Here is a 19,426-nt window from a genome sequence, read left to right as displayed (position 1 = left end):
GTCCCGGCGCCACAGACCGGTCCACCAGTCACAGCACGTCACAGATCACCGGATCTGAAACAGCTTCTGAGAGGTCGTTTTCATCTATTTTGGCGGTTTATGGACTGATTCTCGGAAGGTGGAGTGGCGGTGTGGAAGAGGTGGCAGGTGTGGCTGGGGTTGGTGGGTCTGGAGGGGGGAGGGGTGGGGCGGGGTGCTGCTTGTTCCTGTCTCATTCCAGGATGTCCGGCTTTCAGGGTTGCGTGCTTCCGTCGTCATCGTTGTGCGCCTGGGTGCACTCGGTCCGCGGCGATGCATTACGAGCATGGTGAAGCGGCGTCCGTATCCGAGTGATCTGTCCGATGCCCGCTGGGAGTTGATCGAGCCCGTGCTCTCGGCCTGGCGCTTCGAGCGCCGCGGCAGGGCCCTGGACTTCGGCCGGCCGCCCGAGTACGACCTGCGCGACATCATGGACGCGATCTTGTACGTGGACCGGACCGGCGTTCAGTGGCGTTACCTCCCGCACGATTTTCCACACTGGAACACGGTCTACGGCTACTTCGCCAAGTGGGCGGACGAGGGCGTGTTCGCGCAGCTGGGCGGCTTGCTCCGGCAGTTCCTGCGGGAGAAGGAGGGACGGGACGCCGAGCCGTCGGCCTGTGTGATTGACGCCCAGAGCGTCAAGACCTCCACCAGCGTTCCCGCCGCCAGCCAGGGCATCGACGCAGGGAAGAAGATCGTGGGCAGGGAGCGGAACATCGTCACCGACACCCTCGGGCTCCTGCTTGCCGTGCTGGTCACCGCGGCGAGTGTGCAGGACTCCGTCGCCGGCACCAGACTCCTGGACCAGGTCGCGGCCGAACACCCCGGCATCCGCAAGGTGTGGGTCGACGGCGGCTACCGTCAGCACCTCGTCGAGCACGCGGCCACCCTAGGTATTGACATGGAAATCACTCAACGCAGGCCCGGGACCAGGGGATTCACCCCGATCCCGAAACGCTGGGCAGTCGAGCGGACCTACGGCTGGCTCATGCTCCACCGCCGACTGGCCCGCGACTACGAGACCCTGTCCGTCCGCTCCGAAGCCATGATCCGCATCGCCATGACCGACCTCATGGCTCGCCGCCTCACCAGCGAGAACACCGTCTCCTGGCGCGACCCGACACCGCAGGCCAAGCGGAATATTCCGGGATGAAACAACAGGAGAAAACGACCTCTGAGGCCCAGCGAGTGCTGTCACGATGTCGGGCCATGTGACGGGATCACCCGTTGCAAGCGCAGGATCTCGCCGTGTGCGGCGGCCAGTCGTTGTTCGAGTTCTTGGACGCGCTCGCGGTGCGTGGTGCGCTCACGGCGGAGGGCGTCGGCAAGGGCATGGATCACTGTGCCGTCGTCGGCTGAGGGTGCCTGCGGCGGAGACTGGTTCTCGGCCCGTTGCTGGCCGCGCAAGGTCTCGATGCGTTTGCGCAGGTCGGTGTGGGCGTAGAAGAAGTCCACGCTGACGCCCGCCGCGCGGGCAACGGCACGGAAGTTGATCTCCTCGCGCTCCTCGACCAGCCTGCGGATGCCTGCCTCCGCTCATTGGACGGCCTGCTGGTGCTTGTCCTGCGAGGCCTGCCGCAGGGCGGCGATCCGCCGGTCAGCAGGAGGCACGGTTTCCGGGGCCTTTTCGTTCGGCCGCTTGCTCATGAGCGTGATGCCCATTTGGTGTCCGAGGTGCTGGCGGCGTCCTGGTAGCCGGTGCGACCGAGCACGCCGGCGCCGCGGACGGCGGCGGTGCTGTCGGCCGGCTGAGCTTCGAGGGCGACGATCTCCAGCTGCATGCTGCGGATCTCCGAGTTGCGCTGTTCCATCCAGACGTTGGTCCCGCTCATCGGCTCCCCGTAGCGTTCGGTGTGCCGGGCCTGCCGGGTGGCGACCAGGGACTGAGTTTCGGCGAGTTGGCGCTGGATGTCCGGCAGGAAGGTGCGGTCGGTGGCGAAGTGGTCGCAGCCGTGGCAGGCGTTTCCCTTGTCGCGGGACCTGATGGGTGGCAGCAGGCAGTAGCCGTTGGGCAGGATGCGGTCGGTGCGGCGGTCGAGTTGCACGAGGTCGAGCATGTCGCGGCCTCCATGGTGGGACTCCGTGCTGAGTGCGGCGGTGTCCTCCCAGGGTTGCGCAGCCAGTCCCAGGAAGGCACCGGGAATGCGCAGACCGCCGGAGATTCGCTCGACAGTTGCCGGCGCGGTGACAGCCGCGGTGCCCCGGGCGATCTGGCTGACACGCTCGGACTTGAGCACGCACGCTTCGGCGATCCGGTTGAAGGAGATTCCCGCCTCGTGGGCCATCGCGAACACCACGGTGAAGTCGCGCTCCTGCAAGGCCAGGACGAACACGGGGTCGGCCAGGAGACGGTGCGGCACTTGGGCGGGTGACGGCGGTAAGTCGTCCACAAGTCCCCCAGAACTCTCGTGGAATGACGAAGCGTCAGCCCAACGACCATACCCACCGTGGGGGCCCCATGACGGGGTAATCGCGAGCGTCTCGGGTGGCTGTACTGGCGGGAGTTCGCGGCCGTGCCGTCAGGGCCCGGCCACCAGCCCAGCAGGAGGATTCCACGCAGAGTCCCGCCACGCCCCCGCCCGCCACGTCCCGGTGCGCGTGGCTCATGGCCTCCCTGGCGGCTTCTGCTTCGGTGGCGGCTTCGGCATTCCAGCGCTCATGGGCGCACATCGGACGAAGTAGAGCCAAAAGGCGCAGCTCGAGCCAGGGGTTGGCCACCCGCGCACTTCACCGCGGCCAAAGCCTCAGCGCCATACACCTGGGTGGTTTGACCGGCGACCGGTCGATCGGCCCAATGCCCCCGCCTATCTTCGTAGCGTAGTCAAGCGGCTACGTTAAGTGAAAGGAGACAGGGATGCGTCCGACGTCCATGGGCCGACTGACGGCCCTCGCCTCGACGGCCCTGCTGCTGGCCGGCGTGGTGAGTGCCGGATCGGCTCAGGCGCAGTCCGCTGCTCAGGCACGGTATCCCGGTGGGCTCATCACCTACTCGATCGAGTTCTCCAACCCCCAGGAGAAGGACAACAACAACCTGCCCGAGCCCTACGGCAGGGTCCTCGTGAAGGATTTCGGCCTCCGGCAGACCACCTTGTGGGAGCACCCGGACCTGGACATCAACACCCCCACCCTGCCGCGCTACCCGGAGCACGGCGCCACGCACAGATTCGCCGACCACCTCATCAGCGAGGTCTGTGCCTATGTGGGTGAGGACGACACCGGCTACAACGCCGACGATGTGCTCGCCGACGGCTGCGAGCCCTTCCACGGCCCCGGCGTCTACACCATCCCCGGTCCCGACGGAGAGGTAACCGTCACCGTCTACCACATCGGTTGATCCCCTCACTGCATGGATGCCCTGCCCCCATCTGGGGGCAGGGCATCCATGCAGTGAGGGACGCGCCATGACGGTATCCACAAATCGCCGACGGGGCCTATCGCGCGCACTGATCAGGACTGAAGTACTCACCCACACCAGCCCGGCGTGATCGTTTGCCATCCGGTCGTGTCGGTCCCGGACAGCCGCAGCAGATCGAACGCCATGAAGTGGGCCGGCCACTCCTCCGCCGCCCGGGCCGCACCGGTACCGCGCCGAGCAAGCCGGTTGTGCAACCGCTCGAACGCGAGGCGGCCCGCGGCGTCCCATACGACCAGCTCGCCGACCAGCGCTGTCGCGTCCGGCAGCTGCGCGGCCCCGGCCATCACCTCCGGGAACGCTGGCCCCATGTCGGTGCCGCGCCTGGAGCGCAGTACCACCCGCCCCGCGTCGATAGAGACCAGGGCCTGCCACCTGTCGTACTTCGGCTCACCGGCCCATCCCGGCAGCAGCGCAGGGTCGGACACAGGGGCGGCGAGCATCGGTTCCGGCAGTGTCCACGTCACAGCCCATGCCTTCCACCCAGCCCGCCCGTCGGCAAACCGAGTGCGCGTACGCACCCGGCTACCGGCCCGACCACGGCAGGTCAGCGCACTACAACACCTCGCCGGGGGCTGTGTGCTGAGCTCCTGGCGCACGTCCAGGCAGCGCAGCTGGACACCGGGCTGCCCGGATCCCGTGTCGTACGGTCTGTTGTCGCGGTCGCCCACTGTCCGCAACGGATCTCACCGAACCCGGCGGTGCCGCCGGGACGGCCGAAAGATCTGAACCAATACCGGGAATCAGGCCGCGACGAGCTCCTGCTCGCGGTCCGGCGTTTTGACCTTGGGCTTCTTGTTCGGCAGCGAGAGCCTAAAGACCTTGCGCCACGCGGAGAACACCTGCTTGGGCAGCGGCCCGGTGACGTACTCCAGCTCGTACTTTTCGAACAGCGCGCGCACCTTCACCGCGACCTCGGCGTACCGGTTGCTCGGCAGGTCCGGGAACAGGTGGTGCTCGATCTGGTGCGACAGGTTGCCGGTCATGAAGTGCATGGCCCTGCTGCCGCTGATGTTCGCCGAGCCCATCATCTGGCGCAGGTACCACTGGCCGCGCGTCTCGCCCTTGATCGACCGGCGCTCGAAGACCTGCACGCCCTCGGGGAAGTGCCCGCACATGATCACCGAGTGGGACCAGATGTTGCGGACCAGGTTCGCGGTGAACGTGGCGGCGAGCGTGGTGAGGAACGACGGGCCCGACAGCAGCGGGTGGATCACGTAGTCCTTGAGCACCTGCTTGCGGATCTTGCGGCCCACGGCCTTGGCCCGCGCGCGGAACTCCGGGTTCTTGCGGCGGCGCTTGTGCAGGTTCTTGCCGAGCTCCAGGTCGTACGCTGCGATGCCGTACTCGAAGAAGCAGGCGTTGATGAAGTTCCACAGCGGCTGGCCGAGGTGGAACGGGTGCCACTTCTGGTCCTCGTCGACGCGCATGATGCCGTAGCCGAGGTCGTTGTCCTTGCCGATCACGTTGGTGTACGTGTGGTGCAGCTCGTTGTGCGAGTGCCTCCACTGCTCGGACGGCGAGACGTGATCCCACTCCCAGGTGGTGGAGTGAATCTTCGGGTCCCGCATCCAGTCCCACTGGCCGTGCAGGACGTTGTGGCCGATCTCCATGTTGTCCATGATCTTCGCCACGGACAGACCGGCGGTGCCGAGCAGCCACGCGGGCGGGAAGATCGAGAACAGCAGCACGCCCCTGCTGACCAGCTCGAGCTTGCGCTGCGCCGAGATGACCTTACGGATGTAGGCAGCGTCTTTCTCGCCGCGGCCGGCGATCACCTCGTCGCGGATCGCGTCCAGCTCGCGGCCGAGCTCCTCGATCTGCTCCGCGGTCAGGTGGGCGGTGGGGTCGATGGCGGTCAAGGTGCTCCTACCGTTCGATGTCGCAGGGGCCCGCGGCGGCGGACACGCAGGTCTGGATGAGGACGCCGGGCTCGGCCTCGGTGATCTCGCCGGTGCGCAGGTCGCGGACGGCGCCTGCCTTGAGCGGCGTGACGCAGCCGAAGCAGATGCCCATGCGGCACCCGGAGGGCATGAGCACGCCGGCCTCCTCGCCGATGTCCAGCAACGGCGTGGCGCCGTCCGCGTCGACGGTCTTGCCGGTGGCGCTGAACGTGACCTCGCCGCCGTCGCCGGTGGCGACGATGCTGGGGCGGAAGCGTTCGGTGTGCAGGCGCTCTTGGACGCCGTGCTCGCTCCAGTGCTCTTCGGCGGCGTCGAGCAGGCCCGCGGGCCCGCAAGCCCAGGTCTCGCGCTCGGCCCAGTCGGGCACGAGTTCGTCGAGACGGGCGATGTCGAGCATGCCGTCTGTGTCGGTGTGCACCTCGGTGAGCCGCAGTTTCTTGTCCGCGACCAGGTCGTGCAGTTCGGCGCGGAAGATCACGTCGTGCGGCTGTGGCGCGCAGTGGACCATGACGACGTCGTCGAACTCGGTGTCGCGCAGCATGCCCATCACAGGCGTGATGCCGCTGCCGGCCGTCAGATAGAGCACCTTGACGGGCTTGGCCCGGGGCAGCACGAAGTCACCGGTCGCCTGGTCGAGCTGGATCAGCGTCCCCGGAGTCGCCCTGCGGACCAGGTGGTTGCTGACCTTGCCGTCCTCGATCGCCTTCACGGTGATCGTGACGCGGCCGTCCTGACGGTTCGTCGGCGAGGTGAGGGAGTAGGCACGCCACAGGCGCACCCCCTCGACGTCGACCCCGATCCGCACGTACTGACCGGCTCTGTGGCCGCGCCAGCCCCGTCCCGGCCTGATCACGATGGTCGCGGCGTCACCCGTCTCGGGGTGCACGGCCTCGATGCGCCCCCGCAGGTCAGCGCCCGCACGCAGCGGGCTGACCAGGTCGAGGTAGTCCGACGGCAGCAGCGGCGTCGTGACCATCTCCAGCAGTTTCCACGCCCTGCTGCGGAGGGCTGTACTCGTCATGGTTCCAGCTTGCTGTGCCTCAGGGCGTAAGGTCCTGACCGCAGGACGTAAATCTGGACGGCAGAATTGTTCGCAGGGAATAAAACGTGAACCATGTGATCCGGAGGGCCAGCGAACTGGCCCTGGATGAGACGACGGTCACCGTACTTCGGGCTGGGCTGAGGACCACCGCCGACGAGGTCGTCCAGGCGATCATCGACGAGGTCCCTCCCTACGCAGGCGCCCTTACGGGCCACATGGGCGCCACCATCCGCCGAGCCGTCCGCACCGCCCTGGGGCACTACCTGGACCTCGCGAGCGGGAACGCCACCGGCGGCGACGGCGGTGACGCGGCCTACGAGCTCGGCCGGGGCGAGGTGCGCGACGGCCGTTCGATGGACGCCCTGCTCAGCGCCTACCGCGTCGGTGCCCGCGTGGCCTGGCGGTGCCTGGCAGCGGGTGCCGTACCCGCAGGTCTGCCCGCCGCCGAGGTCGCCAAGTTCGCCGAGCTGACCTTCGCCTACATCGACGAGCTCTCCGCCGCGAGCGCCGCGGGCCATGCCGACGAACTGGCCGCCCGGGGCAGGGATCACGAGCGTCACCTGGAGCAGCTGGCCCGCGACCTCCTCGCCGGCGCGAGCCCGGACGTGCTGTTGGTCTCTGCTCAACGGGCCGGGTGGCAGCCTCCGGTTTCGCTGACCGCGGTCCTGCTGCCCGCCGCCCAGGCCCGGCCCGCCTACCGCGCGTTCGACCCGAGCACCCTCGTCCTCGACGATCTGCCGGACGCCACCGGTGTGCTGCTTGTCCCCGATGCCGACCGGCCACATCTCCTGCGGCAGCTGACCGACCGCGCGGCCGTGGTCGGCCCGGCGCGGCCATGGACTCGTGCGTCCGCCTCGTACGCACGAGCCGTACGCGCGCGCTCCCTCTCCTCTGATATTCGTGATACCGAGGACCGCCTGCCCGAGTTGGTGCTGAGCGCCGACGTGGACGCGTTCGCGGACCTGCGTGCCCGAGCCCTCGCACCGTTGCGGACCTTGCCTGTCACGACCGCACGGCGGCTGGAGGAGACGTTGCGGGCATGGCTGCTGCACCAGGGCAGGCGGGACGAGGTGGCGGCGGCGTTGTTCGTCCATCCCCAGACAGTCCGGTACCGGATGTCGCAGCTGCGGGAGCTGTTTCCGGATCTCGCATCGCCACACCGGGTCCTTGAACTGACGCTGGCGGTCGGTCTTCGGGTCAGCTGACGCGTACTTCGATCGTCCACGCCCGCGTCCGCGAGCGGTCCGGGGTGGCGACAGCCTGAACAACATCCTGGACCGCGCCCCACAGCAGGAAGAAATGAAGTGGGTGGGGGGGTGGGGTCGGCCGGGTGGCGGGTGAGGGGATCGGGTGCCTCGGGTGTTCGCGCGCGACGGCAGGGCCGCGCGCGTCGCCGGGCAGACAAGGCCGCCCGGCCGAACTCCTCTACCGCGTCGGCGACTTCAAGTGCTGGGCACGCAGCCGGGCCCGCGACCTCTGGCGCCATCGACCTGGACTGAACGGCCCGCTGTGCGGGTGGCATCACCACCTCCGTGTCCTTGCGCAGCAGGGATGCGGTGCGTCCGGCGCAGGGATCGTGGCTGGCGGCCGGTCGGTGGGTTCGCAATGCCGCGGCTGCTGTTGAAGGCGAGTCGGGGTCGCGGTGGTGCAGCTCTACGCCCCCGAGTCCACGCCCCGCAGCAGGAAGAAAGAAGTGGGTGGGGGTGGGGCAGGCCGGCCGGGTGGCGGGTGAGGGGATCGGGCGCCGCCGGTGTTGCTCGCGCGCGATGGCGGGGCCGCGCGCGACGCCGTCCAGCCGTCCACGGCGCCGCCCTGCGAGCGCTGCGGCCAGCTCATCAAGGAACCCTTTCGAAGACTTCGACTGACGGGTGCGCGCTACACCCTGGGGCGGCTCGAGCGCGGTATTTGTGGCCTGGTTCGCGCGGGCGGCCTCGCCGTCGAGCATGGCGGCCACGATGTCGCCGTTCTCCGAGACCGGCCGGCTGTGGACGGGTCACTCAGTCCCGTCGCAGATGGCTGCCTCGATCATCGAGTCACCGACGACCTGAAACCGGCGAGTTCGCCGAATCTTGGAGGGCTCACGCTGGGAACCGGTGGCAAACTGAGCCCGATGACGCGCGGTCTGGCGTGGGTTCGCATGCTTTGGGGTACGCATCGGTCCAGCCGCAAGGACCTACTTCTCGGCGAAGATGACCCCCGTGGGCTCGACTCCGGTTGGGGAGTTCTTCCGCGTCTTGGACGCCTACCGGGCAGAGTGCAGATGAGGCTTAGAAGGGCAGGTCGTCGACCGCGTTCGGCTCGGACCCCTGCCACTGGGCCCACCGTCCCGGGACAGCGATGCAGGCTGCCGAGAGGTGGGCCAGCGTCTGTCCTCGGACGTGGAGCCAGCTCTCGGCCGTCAGCCCGTCCTGTCGCAGCAGAAGCCCGGGCGCAGAGAACCAGCGGACCGGGGACTCGTCACTACCCGTCCACATCGGGTAGTCCGGCAGAGCGATCCGCTGGAAGAGCTGCGGAACCTCGCTCTCGACCCCGGCCGGCAATTCGCAAGCGTTATAGAGGGGGCCGTCGCTGAACAGGCACTCGGAGAGGACCAGCTCCACACACGCCAGCGAGACCCTGTCCAGGAACGGCTGCCACCCCTCATGCGACTGGACGACGACAGGCGGGTCAGCCTCGTCCAGATCGGACCGCCGCACGCCCCAGAATGCGCACCCCTGGTTCTCGCTGCGGAAGCACAGCACACCCCCGAGGTCCTCGTGCACGAAGAGCTCTGAGGGAGGCAGCATCGGATCCTGATGCTCGAACACCTCTGGACGCCGGCCGAAGAGCAGGTACGCCTCACGCAGAGCGGCGGGAAGCGACAGGCCCAGCTGGCCTTCGACCCGCTTGAGTTCCTCCTCGCCGATGCCGTCGCCGTCGGTCAAGGGGGTGTACCACCCAGCCACGAAGGCCCGGATGAAGTCCCATGCCTCAGCCCGGTCCGATATGCCGTGGTGCATGGCCGCAGCTGCATCGAAGTCGCCCACCATGCGCTGGACCGTACCCGTTCCGCAGAGGTCCGAGAACCTGGTGATCGCAGGCCCACCGGTTATCGATGGATGCGGTTCCATCGTGTGGCGTTCTTGCTGCTCAGAAAGTCTGTGAGATCGCAGGTAGGTGGTTCACCGCAGTGCGGCGAGTTCGTCGACGTGGCGGGTAGGGGTGCCCATGAAGATGTCGGTCGACACGGGGCCGTAGGCAACGTTGAGTGTGTCGAGCCGGTAGGTCCATTCACCGCCGTGTGAGCCCGCGAAGCGATAGTTGACCTGCCAACGGAGCCATTCGCCGTGGGCGAGTCGGACCGCTGGTGGACGCCGCCATCGGCGTGGCATGCCAAACGGTGTCACGACCAGTTGGGCTCGCAGCAGCCCTTCCTGTTCGCGCAGGAGCACGCCGATGTCGGCGGTGGAGTCAGGCAGTTCTGTTTGCGTGACAAAGCGCGGCTGGAAGCCGTCGGCTTCGCGCATCAGGACTTCGTGCACGAACGGCGGTGCCAATGCCGGCAGGGGAAAGGCTGTCGGGGTCGCGTTCCGGTGGGCGGCCGCGAGCCCGCCGCGGGACCGCTTGGTCCATGACGTGCGAACCCACTGAACGACTGCTTCCACGATCCTGATCCTGGGGCATGACCTGCCCCGCCGCCACTGCGTTTCGGCTGGCTCACGAGGGCGGATGGGATGGCGCGCTCTCACCCGAGGCGGCTGATCCACCTGTCAATCCCTTTGCGCGACCGAGCAGATCGCCCCTAGCGTGCAAGCGCATAGCAACCGTGCGCCAGGGCAGCGCGTCACACGAATGAGGAGCAACCGCCGTGGGAACCATGGTCTCGGTCAGGGGCTGGCTGGAGTGTGACGACGGACAGCTCGCCCAGATCAAGGAGATCGTGGCAGCAGACGATCCGGAGCGCACCTACAGCGGGGGCTGGGCCTTTCCCGCTCGGCAGTACAACGGCGTCAGGTGGGCCTTCTACGGGGGCTACATCCGCGCGGTGTCCCTCGACTGGTTCGAGGGGAGGTTGCGTCAGATCGCCCAGATCCCGGCCTCTTACCAGGATGACGAGTACGACGAGAGGCCCCGGGGGCTGTTTCTGGTCAGCCACGACGTCGACGGCATGAGCGAGTGGAGGGTCCACAACGGCGGCCTGGTGATCGGCCTCCCGGAAGGGGATTACCACTACCTCGACGCCTAGGAGCGTGTCTCAGTAAAAAGCAGTTGTTGTACCGATCATGGTGAGCATCGGTTCGAGGCGCCGTCTCGGTCGTCCGCCCCCGCACGTGCCGCCTCTCTGGCCGAAACTTCCGGCAGAGGCTGCCCGGCCGGGGTAGGTGTTTGCCTACCTCAGAAGTAGGTTTCGGCCCATGGCGCCTGCCAGCCCCCTCGAAGCAGCATGATCTCCAGGCCACAGCGCGTGGCCCGGAAGACGAGGCGAGGGGCGGATATGTGGCCGTTTCCGGTAGGCGGGGCGCCCTGGCCGGCGGGCGTGCTCGTGGCGTTGACCGCGGTCTGCGCGGTACTGGCCTTCAGGGCGGAGCAGGCGCGGGACCGGCCGGCGCCTACGGCGCGACCGGTTGGGCGGATCGGCTGGCCGGTCGTGGCGGGACTGGTGGGTACGGCCGCGTACGGCAGTGTGCCGGTTCTGGTGCTCGCCCTGCACAACAGCGCCGCAACGGGCGGCTACGTCGTCACCGCGCCGGATCTGCAGCCCGACGGGCTGCTCACGTCGGCGCTGCTGATGGCCGGTCTGCTGGCCACCACGCTGCTCCCCTCGGCGCGCGTGCCCAGGCGGTGGGTACTGCCCGTGGTCGCAGGGGTGAGCGGCGAACTGCTGGAATGGACGTACTGGCTCACGCATGCGCTCACGCGTTCCTCTGTTTCCTACGGCCTGACACCCCTGAATGTCCTGGTGGCCTGCGTGAGCGTCTCGGTGCTCGCCGCCCTCGTCGGTGCGGCTCTGCGCCGGCCGGCGAACGGCAGGCCCGCACGTCTGGCCGGAGCCGACGCGTCGAGGTCCGCGCGCTGGGCCCTGCTGCTGCCCGCCGTTGTGGTGATGACCGGTGACCTGCTCGGCCTCGATCTGTGGCAGTCCGCGTCGCCGGGCACCGGGACCGGGCCGGCCGTGATGGCTTACCTGGTCGGGCTGGCACTGCTGGCGGCCGTCGTGGCCGGGCTGGTGCGGTGGCCCAGGGCGGCGGCGAACCTGGCTGTCCTGGGGCTGGTGGGGATCGGGACGTACGACATCGCCCAGAGCGGGTTCGGGCAACACCTGGCGGAGGTGCGGAAGTTCGGCTCCCCAGGCGTGCCGGCTCCGTCCTTCGACTTTGAGATGGTGGCTCACCATGCGTCGGTCCTCGGCGGCATCCAGGGAGCAGTGCTGTTGGCCCTCGGGCTCTGGCTGCTGCCGAGGACCGTGCTGGCGGATGCCGGTCGGCTGCTCGGTCGCGGGCCGGACCCGGCGCTGACCCGGCGGGTGAGGGAACTGACCGAGACACGGGCCGAGGCGGTCGGCTCCGCGGCCGCGGAACTGCGCAGGATCGAACGCGACCTGCACGACGGCGCACAGGGGCGGCTGGTCACCATCGGAATGAACCTCCGAGTCGCCGAGGAGATGATCCACAGCGATCCGCACGAGGCCGCCGCACTCGTCGTGGAGGCCCGTGTCGCCTCGGCGGCGGCACTGGAGGAACTGCGCGGCCTGATCAGGGGGATGCACCCGCCGATGCTGGCCGACCGGGGTCTGGGGGAGGCGGTCCGGGCGCTCGCACTGGACCTTCCCCTGCCGTGCGAGACCGAGATCGATCTACCCAGGCGGCTCGCCGCCCCGCTGGAGTCGGCCTGCTACTTCGCCGTCGCCGAGGTGGTCACCAACGCCGTCCGGCACGCCTCGGCACACGGCCTCCAGATCCGCATGGCCCGGACGGACGGGATGCTGCGCATCGAGGTGGTCGACGACGGGGTGGGCGGCGCGGATCCCGCCCGGGGCACCGGGCTGGCAGGGGTGGAGCGACGGCTGGCGGCCTTCGACGGCATCCTGGTGGTCAGCAGCCCGCCCGGGGGACCGACAATCGTGGTCATGGAGGTGCCGTGCGCGTAGTCGTCGCGGAAGATCTCTTCCTGCTCCGCGAAGGGCTGGTCAGGCTCCTCAAAGCACGTGGGTTCGAGATCGCGGCGGCCACCGACAGCGCGCCGGGCCTGCTCGACGCGCTGCTGGAGTTCCGGCCGGACCTCGCGATCGTGGACATCAGGCTGCCGCCCACCCACACCGACGACGGACTCCGTGCGGCACTCGCCGCCCGGGAACGGATACCCGGGCTGCCGATTCTGCTGCTCTCGCAGTACGTCGAGCAGATCTACGCCCAGGAACTGCTCGCCGACCAGGCCGGAGGGGTCGGCTACCTGCTCAAGGACCGGGTGTTCAGCGACGACCAGTTCGTCGACGTGATCCGTACGGTCGCCGCGGGCGGCACGGTCATGGACCCCGAAGTGGTCACCAAGCTGCTCGGCCGCCGCAGCCGGGGCGAGCGCGAACCCCTCGCCAGGCTTACGGAGCGGGAACGCCAGGTGCTTGAACTCATGGCCGAGGGACGCTCCAACAGCGCCATCGCGAACCGGCTCTTCATCAGTGAGAAGGCCGTGTCCAAGCACAGCACGAGCATCTTCACCAAGCTGGAGCTCGCTCCCTCCGACGACGACAACCGCCGCGTACTGGCCGTGCTCGCCTACCTCATGTCCGCGCCGCGTGACGGCCGCATTCCACCGAGCCACTGAGCTGATCAAAACCGGGACATCGCCGGGCTGGGCCCACGGCCCAAGTGCCGGGCGTAGCCCAGTGCTGCCCAAAAACCAAGGGAGGGTCCGTGACAACCACACCGTTCATGAACCGAGAAGGAATCACGCGCCGTCGCACGCTCGCAGCCGCGCTGGCAGTCGGGGTCGCCGCGCCGCTGGGCGTCGCACGCCCGGCGCGGGCGGCTTCGACCGCCGCGAGCCCGGTACGGCTCACCCTGCCCGCGCCCACCGGACCGTACCCGGTGGGCACGGTGCCCCTGCACCTCGTCGACACCTCACGTCCCGATCCCGTGGCCGGCCCCGGGCATCACCGCGAGTTGATGGCCGCCGTCTGGTACCCCGCCCGGAGCGTCAAACGGTATCCCCTGGCCCCCTGGACGTCCCCCGCCGTGGCGCGGGCGCTCCTCACGGCGCAGGGCTTTCCGGCGGATGTCGCCGTGGCGCCGCTCACGGCCGGCCACGAGGGCGCCCCGGTGCTGCGAACAGGCCGACGGCTGCCCGTCGTCGTCTTCTCACACGGCGCGCACGATCACCGGGCGGACACCACCATCGTGGTGCAGGAGCTCGCCAGCCACGGATATGCGGTGGTCACGGTGGACCACACGTACGACGCGTTCAGCGAGTTCCCCGACGGCCGGCTCACGGGTCTCGACCAACCCGGCCTGACACCAATGGACTTCGCCACCGACATCCGGTTCGTGCTCGACCGCGTCGAGGACCTCGCCGCCGGGCGCAACCCCGACGCCGAGCACCGGCCGCTGCCGGCCGGCCTGCTCGGCGCCCTCGATCCGCAGCGCATCGGCATGTTCGGCTGGTCGAAAGGCGCGTCGGCGACGGCCTTCGTGATGAGCGAGGACCGGCGAGTGGGGGCCGGGCTGAGCTTCGACGGGCCGATGCAGCCGACAGTCACCACCGACCTGGACCGGCCGTTCATGCTGATGACCGCCGAGAACACCCGGGCCACGCAGCCGAGCGTCGCCGAGTTCTGGTCGCACCTGCGGGGATGGCGGCTCAACGTCCAGGCGCAGGGCGCGGTTCACGCGTCGTACTGCGACGTCCAGTTCCTGGTCCCCCAGCTGGCACAGGCCGTCGGGATGAGCGACGCGGACCTTCAGAGCTGGATCGGCACCCTCGATCCGACCCGGGCGGTGCGGATCCAGCAGGCGTACCCGCTCGCGTTCTTCGACCTGCACCTCCGGCACCACCGGGTGCACCTGCTCGACGGCCCGGACGAGGCCTTCCCAGAGGTCAAGTTCATTCCATGAAGCGATGGATCGTGGCGCTCAGGCTCCGCCACGTCGTCGACCGCCTCCGGCCAGCCCACTCCCAGCACCACGGCCAGCTACGAGCTGCGCTCGGTCGCCGTCCCCTACGGAGGATGCACCGAACCCAGCAACGTCAAAGCCGGCGGAGCCTCCTGCCCGATCCGCTTCCAATGCGCCGGCTCAGCGGCGCTGTGACCCTGCTCATCCTGTGGTGGGAGACCCGCCGCTGACATCTGTGTAGCGGGCCCGCCCTTGGGCCCGCTACACCTTCGCTGACCCGCCGCCCGCGATCCGGTCTGGCACCCGGCGCTATCTCACTTTGCCGCGACATGCACAGCTTTCGCGGCGGCCGGTCTGAAACAGGCGGTTCACCAGAACCGCGGGCTCTCCACATCGCCGACGTACCTGCCGTTCACCCAGGCTCCCGCGGAGATCACATATGGATCGTTCGTCGGCGGGGTAAAGGTTTGGCCGCCATTAGGCGGCACGTAGTAGTTGCCCGGGTGGGCGATGCCGTTCCGGGCCGCGGTCGGGGTATCGCACCCGAAGTCCCAGGCCCAGGGGCCTTGGGGGCTGAGGGCGTCGATGGCATGTGCGCAGTACGTGACGGTCTGGCCGGTGTAGTTGGCGAATCCGAAGACGCTGCTGACGCTTCCGTCGGACCAGCCGCGGAAGCAGGAGTCGATCTCTATGCCGGGTACGATCTGCGCGAAGGCACCGCGCGTATTGTCCGACCGACACACATCAGGTGGCTGGGCGCTGGCGCTGGGCGCCATGAACAGGCTACCGCCCAGCGCGGCGGCGAAAGCCGCGGCGGTCGCGACAAGGGCTTTCATCGAACGCATGGTTTCTGACTCCCCCTGTGATGACTGATTGACGTACGTGTGCCCGCTTGCCCGCCTCGCTCGAGCGCCATCGAGCCCGCATGCGCCTGACCCACTCGTTGCTGCGTCCACGGGTCACGGCTTTCGCGATCCGCGCTGACCGATCAGCGGACGTGTCACACCCGCCGGGCGTGCGGAGCCGGGATGACTGGGAGCGCTTGCATGCTCGGCGCTGGTTCAGCAGTGGGGCATGCCGGGCGTCATGTGGAACCTGAGTGCGCCGTCCACGTACGGCGCGAAGGTCCAGGTCACCTGGTCAAAGTCGCCCTCCGTGCCGTTCACCTGGAACGCCGCAGTTCGGTACCAGACGTCGCCGTCATTGCCGACGTTCCCACCGGACACCCAGCAGTCCGCCAAAATGGACATGCCCGGCGAGAGGGTGAGGCCGTTGTCGATCTTGCTACATGTCACGTCGGCGCACGTGTAGACGCCCACGTTGTGGCTGGTGACCAGCTGGATCCACATCGGATCGGAGCCGTGGTTGTTGGGGTTCGGGTCGGCGGACGCCTGCGAGGTCACGCACAGCATGGACGCCCCAGCCATGGCGAGCGCGGCGAGAGCCTTGATCGCACGGGTCATAGTGTGTTTCCCCCTGATTCCTCCGGCCCCTGCGAGGCCGGCCCAGTTGCAAGATCGAGGCTAAGGGCTACCGTCCTAGGCCCGTCCTTGCGCACTCCGTGCAGATATGGCCTATTTCTGGCCGCTGGCCCGCCCTGACGGCGTGGTACTGCGTGGTGCACCTACGCCGCCGCCCACGTCAGTCCGAGGTTGGCGAGCGCCTGGAGTTTGTCGGTGGTGAGTGTGGCGCGCCTCGATTTCGTGTTCGAGAGAAACACCCCCAGCTTCACTGCAGTCCCATCTGGCAAAACCTCAACGTGAGAGCGACTGACAGGCCCCACGGAGCCCGTGCGGGTCTTGTACTGGGCGAGGGCTGCAATGCCCCGGTCGAAGACTCCCAGGGGCGTCGTGGACGGCTTGGCGGGCGTCTCCGGCTCCGGGGCCAGTGGCGTGATGCCGAGTTGTTCCAGGCGCTCGCGCTGCCCCTCCGTAAGGGCCTGCCAGACCTCCGGCTTCCTCTGCTTTGCCAGCCACTTCCCGATGTCCATGCCATGGACGGTGAAGCCGGGCAGGACTTCCGCCTGGTCCTCCTCGTCGCGTACCAGCTCGCGCAGGGGGGCGTAGTGGCGCTGCCACTCCGCCGGCCACGACGGGTTCCAGTCCTCGTCGACGGCCTCCAGTGCCGTCTTCCATTCGGGGTGCCCCTCCAGCGCGCCGGGTCGCCGCAAATTCGCGAGCCACATCCCCAACGGCTTGCCCAGCGCTGTCGCGGTGCGGGGGGCGCAGAGTGTCCAGTGCTGGTCGTAGTACGCCTTGGCGGCCTCGAGGTTCTCTTGGAACCTCTCATCCGCTACGGACCACACCATGCCAAGCTGCTCCAGGCGTCGGGCGCGCTGGCCGGTCATCTGCCCGGCTGCGTAGGCGCGTCGTTGTTCCGCGACCCATTGCCCGAGCGGTGTCGCGCCCTCGCGGTGTCCGTAGGGCACCCTCGCGTTCCCGACCCGTTCGACGTACGTCTTCAGCTTCGCCCAGCCGCGGGCCCAGTCCTGGCGTTCGGTGTCGATGATGTTGAAGGAGACCCAGTCCGCGACCATCACCGGATCACGCGGAGCCGCGAAACGGAGCAGCAGCCGGGATTCTTCCTCGCCGTCTACGGGTCCGGCACCGATGTTCACGGACGGTTGCGCGACGTCTTTCTGAGGCTCCTGTGGAATTGCCAACAATTCGATTGCCTCTTCATCGTGAGCGCGCAGCCCTTCCAGGACTTTCACCAAAGGCCGATACGATCCCGAAGTGAACATGTCCTCCGGATTCTCTCCCGGCTGGAGGAAGACCGGCACGACCAAAGAGGCCAACTTCCCTTGGCCGGGCTTCTGTCGGAGTGCCCGGCCGATGGCCTGGACGATGTCGTGCGGCGCGCCCTTGGGATCCAGCAGGGCCACGGAGTCCACGGCTCTGATGTCGACGCCTTCGCCCAGGACCCGGCAGTTGGAGAGGACGGCCCGCTGCGCCGTGCTGCCGAACGAGCCGAGAACCTCCCGCCGGCGTTCGGGGACATGCTCCCCGCACAGCCAGTTGGCCCAGATCCGCTTCGGGTACGTCTCCGGCTGATCGGCGTGCAGCTTCGCCGCGACGCGCTCCAGGCCTTCCGCGTAAGCCTGTGCCTCGATGGTCCGGTGGTGGAAGGTGATGCACGTCGACAGGTCGTGCTGCGCCATCGTGTGCAGCAACGCGGCCTGGAGGGCTCCGAGGCGCTGCCCGCGGACCTCTTCGGTGTGCCGCTCCTCGCCCATCAGCCGCTCGGGTGTGACGACGGGGTCCTTCAGCTCCAGGACGATGATCTGGTACCGCGCCAACAGGCCCCGTGAGACGGCAGAGGCGAGCGAGAGCTTGTACAGGACGGGCCCGAAGACCTTCTCGTCGTCCATGCTCGCCGCCATCTCACGCGGCAGCGGATCCCGCACCCCCTCAGCAACCTCCCGGCTGAGCCGCTCCTCCCAGATCCGCGGCGTCGCCGTCAGGTACAGGCGGCGGTGCGCCGGGATGACGGTCTGGTCGTGGATGTCCGCCCACGCCTTACCCATAGAGCCACTTGTCCTGTGCGCCTCATCGACCACGGCGAGGTCCATCGGGGCCAGCTGCTGGCCGTAGACGCCCTCGAACGCCTCCGCCAGCACCCCCAGCGACGCGTACGTCGCGTAGATGGTGATGGGCCCCTGGCCGTGCCACAGCGCCAGCTGCACGGGGTTGGTGGTGGAGCGCACCTTCAGGCTCCACAGCTCTGGGTCGTCTTGGAGCGAACAGACTGCCACCGCCGGGCCCTTGTGCCCGGCCTCGTGCCACGCCTTCACGGTCTGGGTCAGCAGATCCAGTGTCGGCACCAGCACCAGGACGCGCCCCCTGGGCACCATCCGCTTCGCCGACGCGGCAGCCATGAGGGTCTTTCCCGTCCCGCACGCCGCGTGCACCTGCCCCCGCAGGCCGTTCGCGGGAATACTGTCCGGCGGGATGTCGAGACCACGCACGATGGCGTCGATGGCCTCGATCTGATGGTCACGCAGTTTCACAGCCGCCCTCGCCCTCCCCTTGGGCCTCCGGTCCCTTACGGGACGTCAGGAAGCGCTGGAGCAGGCGCTCGGCCGGCTCATGGCTGTAGTGCTGCGCGACCTGCAAAGGGGTCTCGCCATCCTCGGCGGGCAACCGCGGATCGGCGCCGTAGGCCAACAGGATCGCGGTGGCAGCCGTGTTCAGCGGGTGGCCCGACTGAAGATGGCCGTCTCCTTCGACGTCTATGGCATGGGTGAGCAGAGTGTGCCCGAAACACACCTCGTTCGGGTCGGCTCCAGCGTCCAGAAGCACGGTGAGCGTTTCATGATCGCTCATTTCTACGGCTTGGTGTGCAGACGTCCACCTCTCCAAACTGCCAACCGTCAACATCACTTCACCATTCACCATTACACCCAATTCGGCTTGAGTGGATATTTTAACGGGAGGAGTAATTTCACCGAAGCCGCGCCTCCGGGAGGTGGTGCTGTATGACCACAGACTCTACACAGTGCATCACTATGATGCATCCTCTTTGCGCCAGGTCCGGTCATCGAGGTGACACATCGCCAGTTCACACCTCATCGGCAGTCAACTGAGATGCATGTCGGCGGGATGCTGTCGGGCTTGACTGTACGAGCCTTGGGGGAGAGGTTCGGGTGGAGCGCAGCGGAACCCGTCACTACGGCGGGGGCCGGCACCCGCCAAACCGATGGTCCGTCACATCCGTCGCGGGGGTGGTGGTTGGGATTCCCAGTCGCTACACAGACCCGCGCGCGATGCACCCGCCCCTCGTAGCCAGCTTCAGGAGGCCCGCTTGCGGGACTCCCTCAATTCGCGCTTGCGCGAATTGACATCCTGTCAGAATTCCGTTTACGGAATTCCATTCCCGCGTTTACGCGGGAATGTCGAATTGCGCTTGCGCAATTCGCATTCTATGCCCCGGCTTGCCGGGGCATATCCCGCTCCGCGGG

The 19,426-nt window shown here is 68.1% G+C and carries 18 protein-coding genes and 1 pseudogene; 8 read left to right on the top strand and 11 right to left on the bottom strand.

Annotated elements, in window-relative coordinates; translation table 11 throughout:
- Positions 1-304: 304 nt before the first annotated feature.
- Positions 305-1,174: an IS5 family transposase gene (locus tag ACZ7M2_RS50750; RefSeq protein WP_471601095.1), complete on the top strand. Its 870-nt coding sequence runs from the start codon at positions 305-307 to the stop codon at positions 1,172-1,174.
- Positions 1,175-1,215: 41 nt separating this feature from the next.
- On the opposite strand, the gene ACZ7M2_RS50745 is transcribed toward ACZ7M2_RS50750, so the two are convergent.
- A complete protein-coding gene (locus ACZ7M2_RS50745) occupies positions 1,216-1,545 on the bottom strand; it encodes a DUF6262 family protein (protein ID WP_471601121.1) in 330 nt (109 codons plus the stop codon).
- A 119-nt stretch (positions 1,546-1,664) separates the two neighbouring features.
- Positions 1,665-2,381: a hypothetical protein gene (locus ACZ7M2_RS50740; RefSeq protein WP_471601094.1), complete on the bottom strand. Its 717-nt coding sequence runs from the start codon at positions 2,379-2,381 to the stop codon at positions 1,665-1,667.
- A 494-nt stretch (positions 2,382-2,875) separates the two neighbouring features.
- Between ACZ7M2_RS50740 and ACZ7M2_RS50735 the strand changes: the two genes are divergently transcribed.
- Complete coding sequence (locus tag ACZ7M2_RS50735; protein ID WP_471601093.1) at positions 2,876-3,355, top strand: hypothetical protein; 480 nt, start codon at positions 2,876-2,878, stop codon at positions 3,353-3,355.
- A gap of 128 nt (positions 3,356-3,483) precedes the next feature.
- On the opposite strand, the gene ACZ7M2_RS50730 is transcribed toward ACZ7M2_RS50735, so the two are convergent.
- From ACZ7M2_RS50730 to ACZ7M2_RS50720, 3 genes are all read right to left on the bottom strand, one after another.
- Positions 3,484-3,900: an ATP-dependent DNA ligase gene (locus tag ACZ7M2_RS50730; RefSeq protein WP_471601092.1), complete on the bottom strand. Its 417-nt coding sequence runs from the start codon at positions 3,898-3,900 to the stop codon at positions 3,484-3,486.
- A 276-nt stretch (positions 3,901-4,176) separates the two neighbouring features.
- Complete coding sequence (locus tag ACZ7M2_RS50725) at positions 4,177-5,295, bottom strand: fatty acid desaturase family protein (protein ID WP_471601091.1); 1,119 nt, start codon at positions 5,293-5,295, stop codon at positions 4,177-4,179.
- 7 nt (positions 5,296-5,302) lie between these two features.
- Positions 5,303-6,358, bottom strand: coding sequence for a ferredoxin reductase (locus ACZ7M2_RS50720; RefSeq protein WP_471601090.1), 1,056 nt, complete (start codon positions 6,356-6,358; stop codon positions 5,303-5,305).
- An 86-nt stretch (positions 6,359-6,444) separates the two neighbouring features.
- Between ACZ7M2_RS50720 and ACZ7M2_RS50715 the strand changes: the two genes are divergently transcribed.
- Entirely contained in the window at positions 6,445-7,584 is a 1,140-nt protein-coding gene (locus ACZ7M2_RS50715; RefSeq protein ID WP_352053225.1) for a PucR family transcriptional regulator, read from the top strand.
- Positions 7,585-8,646: 1,062 nt separating this feature from the next.
- Here the strand turns inward: ACZ7M2_RS50715 and ACZ7M2_RS50710 are convergent.
- Both ACZ7M2_RS50710 and ACZ7M2_RS50705 read right to left on the bottom strand, forming a co-directional pair.
- Complete coding sequence (locus tag ACZ7M2_RS50710; protein WP_471601089.1) at positions 8,647-9,408, bottom strand: SMI1/KNR4 family protein; 762 nt, start codon at positions 9,406-9,408, stop codon at positions 8,647-8,649.
- 132 nt (positions 9,409-9,540) lie between these two features.
- Positions 9,541-10,023, bottom strand: a complete 483-nt coding sequence (locus ACZ7M2_RS50705) for a hypothetical protein (RefSeq protein WP_471601088.1) — start codon at positions 10,021-10,023, stop codon at positions 9,541-9,543.
- 212 nt (positions 10,024-10,235) lie between these two features.
- Between ACZ7M2_RS50705 and ACZ7M2_RS50700 the strand changes: the two genes are divergently transcribed.
- From ACZ7M2_RS50700 to ACZ7M2_RS50680, 5 genes and pseudogenes are all read left to right on the top strand, one after another.
- The gene (locus tag ACZ7M2_RS50700; protein WP_471601120.1) at positions 10,236-10,604 is read left to right on the top strand and encodes a hypothetical protein; all 369 of its coding nucleotides are present in this window, start codon (positions 10,236-10,238) and stop codon (positions 10,602-10,604) included.
- 297 nt (positions 10,605-10,901) lie between these two features.
- On the top strand, positions 10,902-12,506 hold the full coding sequence (locus ACZ7M2_RS50695; RefSeq protein ID WP_471601087.1) for a sensor histidine kinase: 1,605 nt from the start codon (positions 10,902-10,904) through the stop codon (positions 12,504-12,506).
- The gene (locus ACZ7M2_RS50690; RefSeq protein ID WP_471601086.1) at positions 12,497-13,180 is read left to right on the top strand and encodes a LuxR C-terminal-related transcriptional regulator; all 684 of its coding nucleotides are present in this window, start codon (positions 12,497-12,499) and stop codon (positions 13,178-13,180) included. The genes ACZ7M2_RS50695 and ACZ7M2_RS50690 overlap by 10 nt, the downstream gene beginning before the upstream one ends.
- An 89-nt stretch (positions 13,181-13,269) precedes the next feature.
- On the top strand, positions 13,270-14,466 hold the full coding sequence (locus tag ACZ7M2_RS50685) for an alpha/beta hydrolase family protein (RefSeq protein WP_471601085.1): 1,197 nt from the start codon (positions 13,270-13,272) through the stop codon (positions 14,464-14,466).
- Positions 14,466-14,646 (top strand): annotated as a pseudogene (locus ACZ7M2_RS50680) (hypothetical protein); the annotation flags it as partial. The gene ACZ7M2_RS50685 and the pseudogene ACZ7M2_RS50680, both read left to right, overlap by 1 nt.
- A 188-nt stretch (positions 14,647-14,834) precedes the next feature.
- Here the strand turns inward: ACZ7M2_RS50680 and ACZ7M2_RS50675 are convergent.
- The 4 genes from ACZ7M2_RS50675 to ACZ7M2_RS50660 form a co-directional block, all read right to left on the bottom strand.
- The gene (locus tag ACZ7M2_RS50675) at positions 14,835-15,302 is read right to left on the bottom strand and encodes a hypothetical protein (protein WP_471601084.1); all 468 of its coding nucleotides are present in this window, start codon (positions 15,300-15,302) and stop codon (positions 14,835-14,837) included.
- A 225-nt stretch (positions 15,303-15,527) separates the two neighbouring features.
- A complete protein-coding gene (locus tag ACZ7M2_RS50670; protein WP_471601083.1) occupies positions 15,528-15,929 on the bottom strand; it encodes a hypothetical protein in 402 nt (133 codons plus the stop codon).
- Positions 15,930-16,090: 161 nt separating this feature from the next.
- On the bottom strand, positions 16,091-18,475 hold the full coding sequence (locus tag ACZ7M2_RS50665; protein WP_471601082.1) for a helicase associated domain-containing protein: 2,385 nt from the start codon (positions 18,473-18,475) through the stop codon (positions 16,091-16,093).
- Entirely contained in the window at positions 18,462-18,791 is a 330-nt protein-coding gene (locus tag ACZ7M2_RS50660; protein ID WP_471601081.1) for an ankyrin repeat domain-containing protein, read from the bottom strand. The genes ACZ7M2_RS50665 and ACZ7M2_RS50660 overlap by 14 nt, the downstream gene beginning before the upstream one ends.
- Between the last annotated feature and the right edge of the window lie 635 nt (positions 18,792-19,426).

This window comes from Streptomyces sp. NPDC111507 (genome assembly GCF_055638955.1).
The sequence above is the reverse complement of the archived record's forward strand: the minus strand, read 5'-3'. Positions and strand labels throughout refer to the sequence as shown.